This is a genomic window from Streptomyces toyocaensis, from assembly GCF_000725125.1.
Lineage (GTDB): Bacteria > Actinomycetota > Actinomycetes > Streptomycetales > Streptomycetaceae > Streptomyces > Streptomyces toyocaensis.
In genome coordinates this window covers 118069-133509 of sequence record NZ_JFCB01000011.1, presented here as the reverse complement: position 1 = coordinate 133509, position 15441 = coordinate 118069, and the positions used below count along the sequence as shown (strand labels likewise).

Sequence of the window (15441 nt, the reverse complement as noted above, 5' to 3'; positions counted from 1 at the left end):
ATCGAGCGGTCGCCCTTGGGGCATCTCGGCTCAGCCCCCGGGACGGTTCGCCAGCCGCGATGGCATTCAATCACTTACCGGCAGGCGTGCACGACGCCTTGGCCCCATTGTCCGTCACGCCAGTGACACACTCGGTGCCGATGGCCAAGAATCACCGATCCGACAGACCCCCGGCGGGGGCCCCGTCCAGGACCGCCCCGGGGGTGGTCCTGGACCGGCTCGCGTCCGGACCGAGCCGGGCTTCGCGCATCACTCATACGGAGCACTTGCCCCCGCGCGAGGGTCGCCATGCCGTCTGGCCGGACCGGATCCGCACGGAGGTCGTCGCCGCCGTACAGGCCGCGGGTATCGGCCACCCCTGGGCCCACCAGGCACGCGCCGCCGAGCACGCCCTGGACGGCGAGTCCGTCGTGGTCGCCACCGGGACGGCGTCCGGCAAGTCCCTGGCGTACCTCGCGCCCGTCCTGTCGGCGCTCCTGGACGGCGCCGAGGCACCGAACGGCCGCGGGGCGACCGCCCTGTACCTCGCCCCCACGAAGGCCCTCGCAGCGGACCAGTGCCGGTCCGTGAAGGAACTTTCACAACCACTGGGCCATTCGGTGCGTCCGGCGGTCTACGACGGCGACACGCCGTTCGAGGAACGCGAGTGGATCCGCCAGTACGCCAACTACGTCCTGACCAACCCGGACATGCTGCACCGGGGCATCCTGCCCTCCCACCCCCGCTGGTCCTCCTTCCTGAAGTCGCTGAAGTACGTCGTCATCGACGAGTGCCACACCTACCGGGGGGTGTTCGGCTCGCACGTCGCCCAGGTGCTGCGCCGGCTGCGCCGCCTGTGCGCCCGCTACGGCGCCTCGCCCGTCTTCCTGCTGGCCTCCGCGACCGCCGCCGAGCCTGCGGTCGCCGCCCGCCGCCTGACGGGCCTGCCGGTGGTGGAGGTGGCCGACGACGCCTCACCGCGCGGTGAACTGGTGTTCGCACTGTGGGAGCCCCCGCTGACCGAGCTGCACGGCGAGAAGGGCGCCCCGGTCCGCCGGACGGCCACCGCCGAGGCCGCCGATCTGCTGACCGACCTCACCGTGCAGGGAATCCGCTCGGTCACCTTCGTGCGCTCCCGGCGTGGCGCCGAGCTCATCTCCGTGATCGCCCAGGAGCGCCTCGCCGAGGTCGACCGGTCGCTGGCCCGGCGCGTCGCGGCGTACCGGGGCGGTTATCTCCCCGAGGAACGCCGTGCCCTCGAACGGGCCCTGCACTCCGGCGAGCTCCTCGGCCTCGCGGCGACCAACGCCCTCGAACTCGGCGTGGACGTCTCGGGCCTGGACGCCGTGGTGATCGCCGGCTATCCGGGCACCCGGGCCTCCCTGTGGCAGCAGGCCGGCCGCGCCGGACGGTCCGGGCAGGGCGCCCTCGCCGTCCTGGTCGCCCGCGACGATCCCCTGGACACCTTTCTCGTCCACCACCCCGAGGCCCTCTTCGCGAGGCCGGTGGAGTCCACCGTCCTCGATCCCGACAACCCCTACGTGCTCGCCCCGCATCTCTGCGCGGCGGCCGAGGAAATGCCGCTGACCGAGGAGGACCTGGCCCTCTTCGGCCCGGCGGCCGAGGAACTGCTCCCGCAGTTGGAGGCCGCGAAACTGTTGCGCCGGCGGACGAAGGCCTGGCACTGGACCCGCCGCGAGCGGGCCGCCGATCTGACCGACATCCGCGGTGAGGGCGGCCGGCCGGTGCAGGTCGTCGAGGCAGGCACGGGCAGGCTGCTCGGCACGGTCGACGCGGGCTCCGCGCACACGAGCGTCCACGAGGGCGCGGTCCATCTGCACCAGGGCATGACCTATCTCGTCCGCTCCCTCGACCTGGAGGACTCCGTCGCCCTGGTCGAGCGGGCCAGCCCGACCTACACGACGGTGGCCCGGGACACGACGTCGATCTCCGTGCTGGAGACGGACACCGAGATCCCGTGGGGCGCGGGCCGGCTCTGCTACGGCTCCGTCGAGGTCACCAACCAAGTGGTCTCCTTCCTGCGCCGGCGCCAGATCACCGGCGAGGTGCTGGGCGAGACGAAGCTCGACCTTCCTCCCCGTACGCTGCGCACCCGCGCGGTGTGGTGGACGGTCACCGAGGACCAGCTGGACCGGGCCCGGATCAGCCCGGAGATCCTCGGCGGTGCACTGCACGCCGCCGAGCACGCGTCGATCGGCATGCTTCCGCTCTTCGCGACCTGCGACCGCTGGGACATCGGCGGCGTCTCGATCCCGCTCCACCCCGACACCCTGCTGCCCACGGTCTTCGTCTACGACGGTCACCCGGGCGGCGCGGGCTTCGCCGAGCGCGCCTTCCACACCGCCCGGGCCTGGCTCACGGCCACCCGCCAGGCCATCGCCTCCTGCGAGTGCGACGCCGGCTGCCCGTCCTGCATCCAGTCCCCCAAGTGCGGCAACGGCAACGACCCTCTGCACAAGCGGGGAGCGGTGCGACTGCTCACGGTGCTGCTGGAGGGGGCGCCGGAGGAGACGGAAGGTGCTGCCGGGGCGTCCGGTGGCCCGGGGACGGAGGAGTGACCCGAGCGGGCGCCCGGACCCCTGCCGCACCCGGAGCCGGGACCGCCGGCTGAGCTTCCACCGGACCGGCCGGTCCCGCCCGTGCCCTGGCCTCCACCGTGAACGGCCCCGGGCCCGACGCCACCGACACGTCCGACACCTCTCCGGTGATCACGCACCGCACGAGCCGTGTGCCCTGCGCCCGGGCCACCCGGTCCGCCCGCGCGCAGGCCGCCGTGGCGCCCTGTGTCCAGTGGTCGGCCGCGGCGAGCGCCGCCAGGTCCGCTCCGCCGGCCGCACGGTGCCGGACCACGACGACCTGCCCGAGGGCGAGGACGACGCCGAACACCACACACAGCACGGCGACGACTCCGACACTCCACACGGTCGCCGACCCCCGGTCGGAGCGGTGCCCCGCGGCCCGGCCGTCGGGGCCGTCCCTCGGCCACCGCCTGCCGGGCCGGGTCCTCACGTCTTCGCTCCCGTCGTCTCCTCGACCGCCGCGACGGCCTCCTCCCGCAGGTCGAAGGGCAGCCCGTGGAGCACCGGGGGTCGGGCCACGACGACCACCCGGACCTGCCCGGCCTCCCGGTTCACCACCACCCTGGCGCCGGGCGGCGCCGCCTCACGGGCCACCGCGACGACCGCGTCGTGCGGATCCTGCCGGGCCGCCGCGCGGGCGCCGACGCGTGCCGCGTCCACGCACTGGATCTGCGCCGCCACCACCAGCAGACCCCAGACCAGCGCCGTCGCGAACATCACCAGCACGGGCAGCACCATGGCCGCCTCCGCCGTGACGAACCCGCGGTCGGCACGACGCTCACATCCGGCCATCGAGCGCCTGCTGCACGATGTTCCGCAGCGCCGTGCTGACCGGTCCGCTGTTGACCACCTTGTAGAGCACTACGGCGAACGCCACCGCCGCCACGATTCCCATGGCGTACTCCGAGGTCACCATTCCGGCGTCCCTCCGTGCCGCACGCGCCTTGCACACCAGGGCACCCAGTCGTGCCCGCACCGTCTGATACATCTCAACCCCCGTCAGGAGAAGTCGCACTGATCTCGTAGGTACCGCTCGTTCCGCCGACTCCGCCGGCTCTGTCGCCCTCTACGCGTCACGCACCACCTCCCCCCAGCACCCCGCCCGCGAGTCCGATCACGACGGGCAGCACGCCGATCGCGATGAACGCGGGCAGGAAACACAGCCCCACCGGTGCGCTGACCATGACGGCCGCCCTCCGGGCGCGTGCCGTCGCCGCGCGGGTCCACTCCGCGCGGGCCTCGGCCGCGAGCCGGCCCACGGGGGTGGCCAGGGGCAGCCCGGACACATCGGCCCGTTCCAGCAGCCGGGCCAGCGGCACGGCGCCCGGCAACGACGCCAGCCGACGCCACGCCGCTCCCGGTTCACCACCCAGCCGTACTTCCGCCGCGCCCCGGGCGAGCGCACCCCCGACCGGTCCGCCCAGGGTCTCCCCGACGGCCTGCGCCGCGAGCACCGGGCCGGCGCCCGCCGCGATGCAGGCGGACAGCAGGTCGGCGGCCAAGGGGAGCCGGCCCGCCGCCCCGACGGTGTCCACCCCACCGGTGCCCGCCCCGTGCGCGCCTGCCGCCGCCCTACGCAGCCACCACCACAGCCCGGCCGCGGCGACCAGCCCGACCGCCGCTCCGGCGAGTCCGCCCACCAGCACCCACCCCGCACACGCCACGCCCGCATGCGGCACCCAACGCCGCACGGCGCGCAGCAGCGCGAGGTGCGAGGCAGGAGCCGTCCGCTCCAGCGCCAGCACCTGGGCCAGGCGCCGCCGCACTCGGCGCTCGCACCGCGTGCGGTCCCACCATCCCGCCAGCCAGACGAGCGCGGTCACGATCCCCACCGCAACCCCCAGCCTGTGGACAACGTCTCCGCTCATGCCGCCGCCTCTTCCGCGCCCCGCATGATCCGCAGCGCCCACCACAGGCCCAGGCCCTCCAGCACCCCGCCGGCCACCAGACAGGCCAGTCCCGACGACGTGTGCAGCAGGATGTGCAGCGGGTCGGCACCGAGAGCCGCGCCGAGCGCCAGGCCGACGACCGGGAGACCGGCGAGCATCACCGCCGTGGCGCGCGCGCCGGCCAACTGAGCGCGCAGATCGGCCCGCTGGTCCCGTTCGGCACGCAGCGCCGCCTCCAGCCGGTCGAGCCCTGCCGCGAGCCCTGCGCCCTGGTCCACGGCCACCCGCCAGCACGCGGCGAGTCCCCGCAGCCCCTCGGCACCGGGCTGCCGTGCCGCCGCCGCCAGCGCGTCCGGGACGTCCCCGCCGAACCGTGCCGCCGCCAGCACGGCCGCCTGCATCTCGCCGAGCCCGTCGGAGTCCCGTGCGGCCGGCAGCAGCGCCTCGCCCGGCTGCCGGCCGGCGCGCACCTCACCCGCGAGCGCCCCGCACAACGCGATCACGGCGTCGCCACGCCTCTCCTGGGCCCGGCGCTCCCCGATGGCCCGCCGCAGCCGCCGCAGCAACGGCACCCCGGCCGCCCCCGCGACGACCGGCAGCACCGACCCCCCGAGCACCGCCAGCACCAGCCCGGCGGCCAACGACCACCACTCCACGCGCAGCCGCCCGCGGATCCGCGCCCACTCGCGAAGCGCCCGGGTCCGCCCCGGAGGCCCGTTGTCCACGGGGCTCCCGCCGGCCAGCAGCAACCGCGCCCGCCCGGCAGCCGCCTGCCCTCCGCCCAGCAACCACGCCGCGCATCCCAGACAGGCCACGGCCGCGCCCGTCGACACCTCCGTCGCGCCGTTCATCCCCCGCTCCCCTCGCGTCCGTCATCGGTCGAGCCCCGGAGCAGTTCCCGCAGTCGCTCCCAGCCCCGCTCGCGGACGAAGGCCTCCGGCCCCCACCGCAGCGCCGGCACCGTCCGCACCAGACCCGAGGGGTCCCGCTCCAGCACGTGCACCTCCGCGATCCGCCGCCGGCCGCCCCGGTCGCGTACCAGGTGCAGGACCACGGAGAGGGCAGCGGCGAGCTGGCTGTGCAGGGCGAACCGGTCGAGTCCGGCGGCCGTACCGAGCGCCTCCAGCCGGGCGGGCACGTCACCCGCCGCATTGGCGTGGACCGTGCACGAGCCGCCCTCGTGGCCCGTGTTGAGGGCCGCCAGCAGATGGACCACCTCCGGGCCGCGCACCTCGCCCACGACCAGCCGGTCCGGCCGCATGCGCAATGCCTGCCGCACCAGGTCCTCGAGGGTGACGAGACCCGCGCCCTCCTGGTTGGCGGGCCGTGTCTCCAGGCGCACGACGTGCGGGTGGTCGGGCCGCAGTTCCGCCGAGTCCTCCGCCAGGACGACGCGCTCGTCCGGACCGACCAGCCCCAGCAGCGCGCTCAACAGCGTCGTCTTGCCGCTGCCGGTGCCGCCGCTGACCAGGAACGACAGCCGTGCGTCCAGCAGCGCACGCAGTACGCGGTCCCCACCCGGCGGGACGGTCCCGGCCGCCACCAGTTCGCCGAGCGTGAAGGCGCGTGGCCGTACGACCCGGAGCGACAGGCAGGTGCCGCCCACGGCCACCGGGGGCAGCACCGCGTGCAGGCGTGTCCCGTCGGGCAGCCGGGCGTCGACCCAGGGCCGGGCGTCGTCCAGACGCCGGCCGGCCACGGCGGCGAGCCGCTGGGCCAGGCGGCGGACGGCCGTCTCGTCGGGAAAGGCGATCTCGGTGAGCTCCAGCCCGCCGCCGCGGTCCACCCACACCCGGTTCGGCGCCGACACCAGCACGTCGGTCACGGCAGGGTCGGCGAGCAGCCGCTCCAGCGGCCCACTGCCGACCAGCTCGGACCGCAGTTGCTCGGCCGCTCCCAGCACTTCGGCGTCCCCGAGCACCCGCCCCTGGTCCCGCAGCGCCTGCGCCACCCGCGCGGGCGTCGGCTCGGCCCCGCTCTCGGCCAGCCGTCGCCGTACCCCGTCGAGCAGACCGGGTGGCATCCCGGCCCCGCCGCTCACCGCCGGACTCCTCATGCCGCTCATGCCGCCCTCGCCTCCACCAGCACGCGCTCCCAGAACTCCTGGCAGAAGCGGGCCAGCGGACCCCTGCCCGACGCCCCGGGCGGCCGGCCCGTGTCGTACGGACGGTGCAGGGCGGGCTCGACGGGGACGTCGCCCGCGAGGGGCAGGCCGAGCAGCCGGGCCACCTCCCGGTCGTCCAGGCCGGGTGCGTACGGGCCGCGCACCGCCACGCGCAGGTCGCGCAGGACCATGCCGACGGCGGAGGCGACGCGGCCCGCCGCGGCGACGGCGCGCAGCTCCGCGGGGACCACGAGGAGCCCGAGGTCGAGCTGGGCGAGGATCTCGGCGACCCCGTCGTCGACGCGGCGCGGCAGATCGACCACGACGGTGCCGCCCCCGCGCCGGGCGGCGGCGAGCACCGCGCGTACGGCCCGGGGCGGTACGGCGAGGCAGTCGCCGCGGTCCCAGCTGAGGACCCGCAACGAGTGCAGTTCCGGCAGTGACTCCTCCAGGGCTCCACCGCCGACCCGTCCGTGCGACGCGGCGAACGCGGGCCAGCGCAGCCCCTTGGCCGTCTCCCCGCCGAGGGCCACATCGAGTCCGCCGCCCAGGGGGTCCGCGTCCACCAGGAGTGTGCGCAGTCCTTCGCGGGCGGAGGTGACGGCGAGGGCGCACGCGAGCGTGGACGCTCCGGCGCCGCCCCTGCCGCCGATGACCCCGACGGTCAGAGCGGGCCGCCCGACACCTTCGGCCACGTCGGCGATGCGGTCGACGAGCCACTGCTCGCCGTCGGGCAGCATCAGCACGTGGTCGGCGCCGATCTCGACGGCCCGTCGCCAGACTCCGGAGTCGTCCTGGTCGCGGCCGACCAGCACGACGCCCGGCCGGCGTGCCGCTCCGCGCACCCGCCCCGCGGCGTCGTCGCCGACGAGGACGAGGGGCGCTGCCTCCCAGCTGCCCCTCGGTTCCGGCACCCCGTGATGGACCTCGGGCGTGGCACCGGCCGCCGCGCACAGGCGCAACAGGTCGTCCAGGAGCCCGGCGTCCTCGGTGACGATCAGCGGTGCGCCCTGCCGGCCTCCCCCGGAGGCGGGCGGCGGGTCGTGCGTGATGGTTCCGTTCATGTTCGTCCCCCTTTGCTGTGTGGTCCCGCGATGCCCCTGCGGCCTCGCGGTTCCCGGACGGGTGAAGAGCCGGCGAGCGGCCTTCCTGCGAGCGGCCGGCGGAAACCGGCCCGGCGCGACCCGGCAAACGGAACCGGCCGTGAACTCGCGGCGGGCGGGTCGCGCCGGAATCACGGTGCAGCCATCCGGAAAAACTCGTGGATCTTGGTCGAAAACTGTGGACGGGACGACGGCTGTGAATATCGCGGTCACCCATACCGGTGAGTCCAGGGCGCCTTCTGTGCGAGTTCCGCAGGGCAGTCCGATGGCTACCATGGGTAATCAGTCATGCGCATGACAAATCTGCCCCGACGACACCAGGCATGGCACCTCAAGTGGGGCAGAAGCGTGGAAAATGCGTCCGGACATGCGACGACCCCCGCCGGGGGGGAGAGCGGGGGTCGTCCCCACGGCCGACTCGGGGGGGGAGGAGTCGGGCCGGGTTAGCACGGTCGCGAACGATCCGTGACTTCCATGGTGTACCCGAGAGCCTTCTCAGGCAAACCCACACGCCCCACCTTACGCCGAATGGGCTGCCCCTATGCTCATGGCGTGGAAAACCACTCCTTGCCTCGCACAGCCGCCTTCTTTGACCTGGACAAGACGGTCATTGCGAAGTCGAGCACGCTCACGTTCAGCAAGTCCTTCTACCAAGGCGGCCTGATCAACCGCAGGGCGGTCCTGCGCACCGCATACGCCCAGTTCGTGTTCCTCGCCGGCGGCGCGGATCACGACCAGATGGAGCGGATGCGCAAGTATCTGTCCGCCCTGTGCCGCGGCTGGAACGTGCAGCAGGTGAGGGAGATCGTCGCCGAGACGCTGCACGACCTGATCGACCCGATCATCTACGACGAGGCCGCCACCCTCATCGAGGAGCACCACACCGCGGGGCGCGACGTCGTGATCGTGTCCACGTCGGGCGCCGAGGTGGTCGAACCGATCGGCGAACTCCTCGGCGCCGACCGGGTCGTCGCCACCCGCATGGTCGTGGGCGGCGACGGGTGCTTCACCGGCGAGGTGGAGTACTACGCGTACGGGCCGACGAAGGCCGAGGCGATCCGGGAACTGGCCGAGTCCGAGGGCTACGACCTGGCCCGCTGCTACGCCTACAGCGACTCCGTGACCGATGTGCCGATGCTGGAGTCCGTGGGCCACCCGCACGCCGTGAACCCGGACCGCGCGCTGCGTCGCGAGGCCCTCGCGCGGGACTGGCCGATCCTCGACTTCCACCGGCCGGTGCGACTGAAGCAGCGCTTCCCCGCGTTCGCCGTACCGCCGCGCCCCGCGCTCGTCGCGGCTGCCGCGATAGGAGCCGCGGCGGCCACCGCGGGCCTCGTCTGGTACGCCAGCCGGCGCCGCGCCCCGGCGGCCTGACCGCTCCGTTTCACGGGCCGCGCGGGCGATCGCCGCCCGCCTTCGTCATATCGGCGCCCGTTTGGCACGCGTTTGAACACAAAAGTAAAGAAGCAGGCCCGGAACTTCCGCCCGCTTCGGAACCGGAGTACAAAGGACGTGTCGGCCCGCGAGACCAAGGGCATCCGAGAGGATCACCTTTACCACGCATTCGGCCCCACGGACCGAGCATGAACACCGGGAACCCACGCGACGTCGACCCGTCGATTACGGGCCAGCCGCACCAGGTGACGGGCAAAGTCCCCGACCTGATGGGCATATATCGAGGACGCTTGGTAACGCGGTGAACATGCCAGCGGCGGTACGAGTATTCGTACCGCCGCATCTTCGCGCGGTTCCCTGGAGCGGCATTCAGGCCGTCCCGTTCACGCCGCTCCGCGCTGCAGTGCCTCGCACACCGCGGTCGACTCGCGCGCCCCGAGTGTCACGGCCCGCCCACAGTGGGCGATCCAGGCGGCCACTCCCTCGGGGGTGCCGGAGACATAGCCCTCCAGTGCCTCCAGATAGGCGTCCCGTCCCAGCTCGGCATGTCCGACCTCGGCGGGGCAGACCGACTTCGGGTCGAGTCCGCTGCCGACCAGAACGACGCGTTCGGCCGTGCGCGCCACCAGCCCGTTGTGGGAGGTGAAGGGGCGCAGGGCGAGGAGTTCGCCGTGCACCACGGCGGCCGTCACCAGCGCCGGTGCGGAACCGCCCGCGACGATCAGCTCGGACAGCCCCTCCAGCCTGCCGTGTGCCTCCGCCGCGCTCGGCAGCGGCAGTCCGATCAAGGGCTCGTCGACCGGTTCGCCCTCCTGCCGGGGCCGCCCGGTCCGCTCCGCCTCGTCGGCCGCCGCGACCAGGTGCAGCCGTGCCAGCACCCGCAGGGGCGACTGCCGCCAGATGGACAGCAGTTGCCCCGCCTCGGCGGTCAGGCGCAAGGCGGCGCCCATGGTGCGCGCCTCGTCGTCGCCGCTGAAGTCGCTGCGCCGGCGCACTTCTTCAAGGGCCCAGTCGGCGCCCGACAGCGCCGCCGAGCCACGGGCGCCGCGCAGCGCCGCCTCGGAGGTGATCTCGTTGCTGCGCCGCCGCATGACCCGGTGCCCGTAGACCCGGTCCACGGCCTTGCGTACGGACTCCACGGAATCGGCCACACCGGGCAGGGCACCCAGGGCCGCGAGCGGGTCGGCGGTCGCGCCTGTCGTACTCATGAGTACGACACTACGCACCCGGAGCGCCCGCCCCACGATGGAGTGGTCTTCTTCACGCCCTGCTGTGACGCAGAGGCACCGGTACCTTACTCTTGGTGAACATGAAAATTGCTTTCGTAGGGAAGGGCGGCAGCGGAAAGACGACCCTGTCCTCCCTCTTCATCCGTCGGCTCGCGGCGTGCGGCGCCCCGGTGATCGCGGTCGACGCCGACATCAACCAGCACCTCGGGACCGCGCTGGGCCTGGACGAGGCGGATGCGGCCGCCCTGCCCGCGATGGGCGAGCACCTGCCACTGATCAAGGACTACCTGCGCGGGACCAACCCGCGCATCGCGTCCGCCGAGACCATGATCAAGACGACGCCGCCCGGCGAGGGTTCCCGGCTGCTGCGGGTGTGCGAGGACAATCCGGTCTACGACGCCTGCGCCCGCCCGGTGGAACTCGACGGCGGGACCGTCCGTCTGATGGTCACCGGCTCCTTCACCGAGGCCGACCTGGGAGTCGCCTGCTACCACTCCAAGACCGGAGCGGTGGAGCTGTGCCTGAACCACCTGGTGGACGGCCCCGGCGAGTACGTCGTGGTCGACATGACCGCCGGCTCGGACTCCTTCGCCTCCGGCATGTTCACCCGCTTCGACATCACGTTCCTCGTGGCCGAGCCGACCCGGAAGGGCGTCTCCGTCTATCGCCAGTACAAGGAGTACGCGCGCGACTTCGGCGTGGCCCTCAAGGTCGTCGGCAACAAGGTGCAGGGCCCGGACGACCTCGACTTCCTCCGGGCGGAGGTCGGGGACGACCTGCTGGTGACAGTGGGGCACTCCGACTGGGTCCGGTCCCTGGAGAAGGGCCGGCCGCCGCGGTTCGAACTCCTGGAGGAGCCCAACCGCCACGCCCTGCGCCTGCTGCACTCGGCCGCCGACGCGATGTACGGACTGCGGGACCGGGAGCGCTACACCCGCCAGATGGTGCACTTCCATCTGAGGAACGCCCGGTCGTGGGGGAACGAGCGCACGGGGGTCGACCTGGCGGCCCAGGTCGACCCCGGCTTCGTGCTCGGCGAGAGCGTCACGGCGCCCGCCTGACGCTCACCCCTTCGCCGCCGGGGACCCGGGGGCCCCCTTGGGAGCCGGGGCGGGGCCGCCGGACAGGAAGGACGCCCAGCCCTTCTTGGGGGCCTCGCCGACGCCCAGCGTGCGCAGCTTCGCGAGCGTCGCCGGGTCCTGGGCGTCCAGCCAGTCCGCCAGCTGCCGGAAGGAGACACAGCGGACGTCGGGCTTGTTGCACACCGTCTCGACCACCTCCTCGACGGCGCGCATGTAGGTGCCGCCGTTCCAGGACTCGAAGTGGTTGCCGATGATCAGGGGCGCCCTGTTGCCCCGGTAGGCCCGCTCGAAGCCCTGGAGCAGGCCGTCCCGCATCTGGTCGCCCCAGAGCGCGTGTTTGGCGGGGTCGCCCTGGGTGGTGGTACCGGACTGGTTGACCATGAAGTTGTAGTCCATGGTGAGCTGTTCGAAGCGGTGCCCGGGAAAGGGCACGAGCTGCATCGACAGATCCCACAGCCCCTGCTTCTTCTTCGGCCACACCTGGTTGTTGACCCCGCTGGTGTCGTAGCGGAAGCCGAGTTCCCGCGCGGCCCTCATGAAGTTCTTCTGCCCCTCCAGGCACGGGGTGCGCGCGCCGATGAGCTCCTTGTCGTAGTCGAAGGGCAGCGGCGCCGCGTTCTTCATGCCCGCGTTGGTCTTCCAGGTCCTCACGAAGCGCTTGGCCTGGGCGATCTCGTCCTTCCAGTCCGCCACCGACCATGCGCCGACCCCGCCGGCGCTGCCGCAGAAGTGCCCGTTGAAGTGGGTGCCGATCTCGTTGCCCTCGAGCCAGGCCAGACGCAGCTGCTCCACGGTGTCGGCAATGCCCTGCCGGTCGTTGAAGCCGATGTCGGAGCGGCCCGGGGAGTGCTGAGGCGGCCGGTACAGATCACGCTTCTCCTCCGGGAGCAGGTACACGCCGCTCAGGAAGTACGTCATGGTCGCGTTGTTCTCCCGGGCGACCTTGCGGAAGTGGGAGAAGAGCCGCTGGCTGTCCTCGCCCGCGCCGTCCCAGGAGAAGACGACGAACTGCGGGGGCTTCTCACCCGGCTTCAGCCGCTCGGGCCGGGGCAGGTGCGGCTGCGCTCCGGTGTACGCGGTGGAGCCGTCGCCGATCAGCCGGACGACGTTCTTCGGCGCGGGGGCCGGGTGGGCCTTCTCCTGGTTCCGCGCGTGCTCGCCGGTGCCGTCGGGGCCGGTGCCGCAGCCGGCGAGCGAGGCGACGCAGACCGCGGCGATCACGGTGCCCGCGGCGATCCTGTGGGTGGCGGCCATCCGCCCACCTTCTTCCTTCTCTCGGGCCGAGCTCGATGAGGGCGTTGTCTGGTGCTGTGCCGGTCCGTGCCGACAGCGCCGCCAACGTCGCATGGAAGGAAGAACGAATTAATACGACAAGCCGATGAAATAACCACTTCACTCGCTGGGGTGATTGATTCCCCCATTTGCCCGGAAAGTCTATGCCAGCGCTTTACTCGGAATTACGATTCATTTACTGATTGTTGCCACGCCGTGCCGTTCCGGGGCTCCCCCTCGGCCACGACCGCCCCGCCACCGAGCGCGTCCACCAGTCGAGCGACCGCGCAGACCCGAAGGAGACGGGACACCATGTCAGCCTGCGTTCCCGCCCGCACCCTCGATTCGGACCACACCGAGCGCACCCATCCGCCTCACAGCCCGCCCCCCGGGCCCCGCCGTTTCCGCATCGCGGGCGCCGATGTGTCGGCCGCGATCGCGGTCTTCCTGATCGCCCTTCCCCTGTCCCTGGGTATCGCCCTCGCCACCGGCGCACCGCTCCAGGCCGGCCTGGTCGCCGCCGCCGTGGGCGGAATCGTCGCCGGGCGGATCGGCGGCTCCCCGCTCCAGGTCAGCGGTCCGGCCGCGGGACTCACCGTCGTCACCGCCGACATCATCCAGCAGTACGGATGGCGGGCGACCTGCGCCATCACCGTCCTCGCCGGCCTCGCCCAGCTCGGTCTCGGCTGTCTGCGGGTGGCCCGCGGCGCGCTCGCCGTGAGTCCCGCGATCGTGCACGGCATGCTCGCCGGCATCGGTGTCACCATCGCCGTCGCCCAGTTGCACATCGTCCTCGGCGGCACCCCGCAGAGCTCGGTCCCCGACAACCTCCGCGCCCTTCCCGCCCAGTTGGCGAACCTGCACCCCGCGGCCCTGTCGGTGAGCGTGCTGACCCTCACTCTGCTGCTGCTCTGGCCGCGGCTCCCCGGACGGGCCGGACGCCTGCTGCGTGCGGTTCCGGCCGCACTCGTCGCCGTCGCCGGGGCGACCACGGTCGCCGCGGCGGCCGGGCTCGTCCTGCCCAAGGTGGATCTGCCGTCCTGGCGCAACCACGCCCTGGCCGGACTGCCCGAGGGGCCCGTGCTCGGCCTCGTCACCGCCGTGCTCACCACGACGCTGGTGTGCAGTGTGCAGTCGCTGCTCGGCGCGGTGGCCGTGGACAAGCTGGTGTCCGGCCGCCTCGGGGCCGGCCCCGTCGGGCGGTCCGACCTGGACCGCGAACTGCTCGGGCAGGGCGCGGCCAACATCGTCTCCGGCTCCCTCGGGGGACTGCCCGTGGCCGGAGTCGCGGTGCGCAGTTCCGCGAACGTCCACGCGGGTGCCGTGAGCCGGAACTCCACGATGCTGCACGGCGTTCTCGTGGTGGCGGCCGCGCTGCTGATGGTCCCTCTCCTGGAGTTCATCCCGCTCGCCTCCCTCGCCGCCCTGGTGATGGCCGTCGGTATCCAGATGGTGTCCCTGCACCACATCCGCACGGTGACCCGCCACCGCGAAGTGCTGGTCTACGCCGTGACCACCCTCGGCGTCGTCGGCTTCGGCGTCCTGGAGGGTGTGGCTCTCGGCATCGCCGTCGCCGTCGCCGTCGCCCTGCACCGCCTCACCCGCACGCGCATCACCCACGAGGAAGGGGAAGGATCCCATCACGTTCATGTCCGGGGGCAGTTGACGTTCCTCGCGGTGCCACGGCTCAGCCGCGCGCTGCATCACGTGCCCCAAGGCGCCCAGGTCGTCGTGGAGCTGGACGGCTCCTTCATGGACCACGCGGCGTACGAGACGCTCCAGGACTGGCAGAGCACCCACACCGCACGGGGCGGCACCGTGGAGATCACCGGTCGCCGCGCCGGGTTGCGGATCGCCGAACCGGCGGTCCTCACCTCCGGGGAACCCGCCGGCGGACCCGAGGAGCCGGTCACGTCCGGCGCCGACTGCCGCTGCCGGCCCTGGACGGCCTGGCGCAACCACCAGTGCGAGCGCCCGCGGGCACTGCCGGACGGCGACCGGCCGCCGGGCACGGCCGACGGCAAGGGCGTAGAGGACCGAGCGCGCGGCGCGGAATCGGCCGCTGAGGGCGAGCCGGAGCCGGACGGCACCGGTGGCGAGCAACTGGTGCGGGGCATCAGCGCGTTCCAGCGCAACACCGCTCCCCTGGTGCGCGGCGAGCTGGCCCGGCTGGCGCGCGAGGGGCAGCAGCCCGGCCAGCTGTTCCTGACCTGCGCGGATTCGCGAGTGGTCACCTCCATGATCACCTCCAGTGGCCCCGGAGACCTGTTCGTGGTGCGCAACGTCGGCAACCTCGTGCCCCCGCCCGGCACGGAGAGCGGCGACGACTCGGTGGCCGCCGCCATCGAGTACGCCGTGGAGGTGCTGGCGGTGCGCTCGATCACGGTGTGCGGGCACTCGGGGTGCGGTGCGATGCAGGCACTGCTCGACTCCGATCCGGGAGGCACCCGCACGCCGCTGAGACGCTGGCTGCGGCACGGGCATCCCAGCCTGGAGCGCCTGGGCGACACGGGCCGGCCCGCGCCGCGGCTGACCGGGAGGGCCCCCGCCGACGCGGTCGAGGCGCTCTGCCTGACGAACGTGGTGCAGCAACTGGAGCACCTGCGCGCCCACGAATCGGTGGCACGGGCCCTGAAGGACGAGGCCCTGGAACTGCACGGGCTGTACTTCCACGTGGGTGAGGCCCAGGCCTACCTCCTCACCGAGCGGGGAGAGGAGAGGGTGTTCGACCGCGTCCGTGCCGCCGACCTGGCGATGTGAGGCGGGGCGTCCGGGTGTGAGAGGCATG

At 73.1% G+C, this 15441-nt stretch carries 13 protein-coding genes; 4 read left to right on the top strand and 9 right to left on the bottom strand.

The window, feature by feature from the left end; genetic code table 11:
* The first annotated feature begins 59 nt into the window (after positions 1-59).
* Positions 60-2558 (top strand): DEAD/DEAH box helicase, encoded by a 2499-nt coding sequence (locus tag BU52_RS14780; protein ID WP_078903239.1) that lies wholly within the window; start codon positions 60-62, stop codon positions 2556-2558.
* Here BU52_RS14780 and BU52_RS14775 read toward each other — a convergent pair.
* The 7 genes from BU52_RS14775 to ssd form a co-directional block, all read right to left on the bottom strand.
* Positions 2479-2886: an Rv3654c family TadE-like protein gene (locus BU52_RS14775; RefSeq protein ID WP_407702042.1), complete on the bottom strand. Its 408-nt coding sequence runs from the start codon at positions 2884-2886 to the stop codon at positions 2479-2481. The two genes, BU52_RS14780 and BU52_RS14775, sit on opposite strands and share 80 nt — an antisense overlap.
* A gap of 119 nt (positions 2887-3005) precedes the next feature.
* Positions 3006-3371 (bottom strand): TadE family type IV pilus minor pilin, encoded by a 366-nt coding sequence (locus tag BU52_RS14770; RefSeq protein ID WP_037933734.1) that lies wholly within the window; start codon positions 3369-3371, stop codon positions 3006-3008.
* Complete coding sequence (locus BU52_RS33585) at positions 3358-3567, bottom strand: DUF4244 domain-containing protein (protein WP_078903238.1); 210 nt, start codon at positions 3565-3567, stop codon at positions 3358-3360. Before BU52_RS33585 ends, BU52_RS14770 begins: the two co-directional genes overlap by 14 nt.
* Positions 3568-3652: 85 nt before the next feature.
* Positions 3653-4447, bottom strand: a complete 795-nt coding sequence (locus BU52_RS14760) for a type II secretion system F family protein (RefSeq protein WP_037933728.1) — start codon at positions 4445-4447, stop codon at positions 3653-3655.
* Complete coding sequence (locus tag BU52_RS14755) at positions 4444-5319, bottom strand: type II secretion system F family protein (RefSeq protein WP_037933726.1); 876 nt, start codon at positions 5317-5319, stop codon at positions 4444-4446. Before BU52_RS14755 ends, BU52_RS14760 begins: the two co-directional genes overlap by 4 nt.
* Complete coding sequence (locus BU52_RS14750) at positions 5316-6533, bottom strand: TadA family conjugal transfer-associated ATPase (RefSeq protein ID WP_051858200.1); 1218 nt, start codon at positions 6531-6533, stop codon at positions 5316-5318. The genes BU52_RS14755 and BU52_RS14750 overlap by 4 nt, the downstream gene beginning before the upstream one ends.
* A complete protein-coding gene (gene ssd, locus BU52_RS14745) occupies positions 6530-7636 on the bottom strand; it encodes a septum site-determining protein Ssd (RefSeq protein ID WP_037933723.1) in 1107 nt (368 codons plus the stop codon). The genes BU52_RS14750 and ssd overlap by 4 nt, the downstream gene beginning before the upstream one ends.
* Positions 7637-8203: 567 nt before the next feature.
* Between ssd and BU52_RS14740 the strand changes: the two genes are divergently transcribed.
* On the top strand, positions 8204-9049 hold the full coding sequence (locus BU52_RS14740; RefSeq protein ID WP_200881192.1) for an HAD family hydrolase: 846 nt from the start codon (positions 8204-8206) through the stop codon (positions 9047-9049).
* A 404-nt stretch (positions 9050-9453) separates the two neighbouring features.
* On the opposite strand, the gene BU52_RS14735 is transcribed toward BU52_RS14740, so the two are convergent.
* On the bottom strand, positions 9454-10278 hold the full coding sequence (locus tag BU52_RS14735) for a Fic family protein (protein ID WP_037933719.1): 825 nt from the start codon (positions 10276-10278) through the stop codon (positions 9454-9456).
* A gap of 101 nt (positions 10279-10379) precedes the next feature.
* Here BU52_RS14735 and BU52_RS14730 point away from each other — a divergent pair, with 101 nt between their 5' ends.
* Positions 10380-11360 carry an ATP-binding protein gene (locus BU52_RS14730; RefSeq protein WP_037933717.1) on the top strand — a complete coding sequence of 327 codons (981 nt, stop codon included), beginning with the start codon at positions 10380-10382 and terminating at the stop codon, positions 11358-11360.
* Between the two features lie 3 nt (positions 11361-11363).
* Here BU52_RS14730 and BU52_RS14725 read toward each other — a convergent pair whose 3' ends face one another.
* Positions 11364-12635: a polysaccharide deacetylase family protein gene (locus BU52_RS14725; RefSeq protein WP_037933715.1), complete on the bottom strand. Its 1272-nt coding sequence runs from the start codon at positions 12633-12635 to the stop codon at positions 11364-11366.
* Positions 12636-12965: 330 nt separating this feature from the next.
* Between BU52_RS14725 and BU52_RS14720 the strand changes: the two genes are divergently transcribed.
* Entirely contained in the window at positions 12966-15413 is a 2448-nt protein-coding gene (locus BU52_RS14720) for a SulP family inorganic anion transporter (protein ID WP_037933713.1), read from the top strand.
* Positions 15414-15441 lie beyond the last annotated feature (28 nt).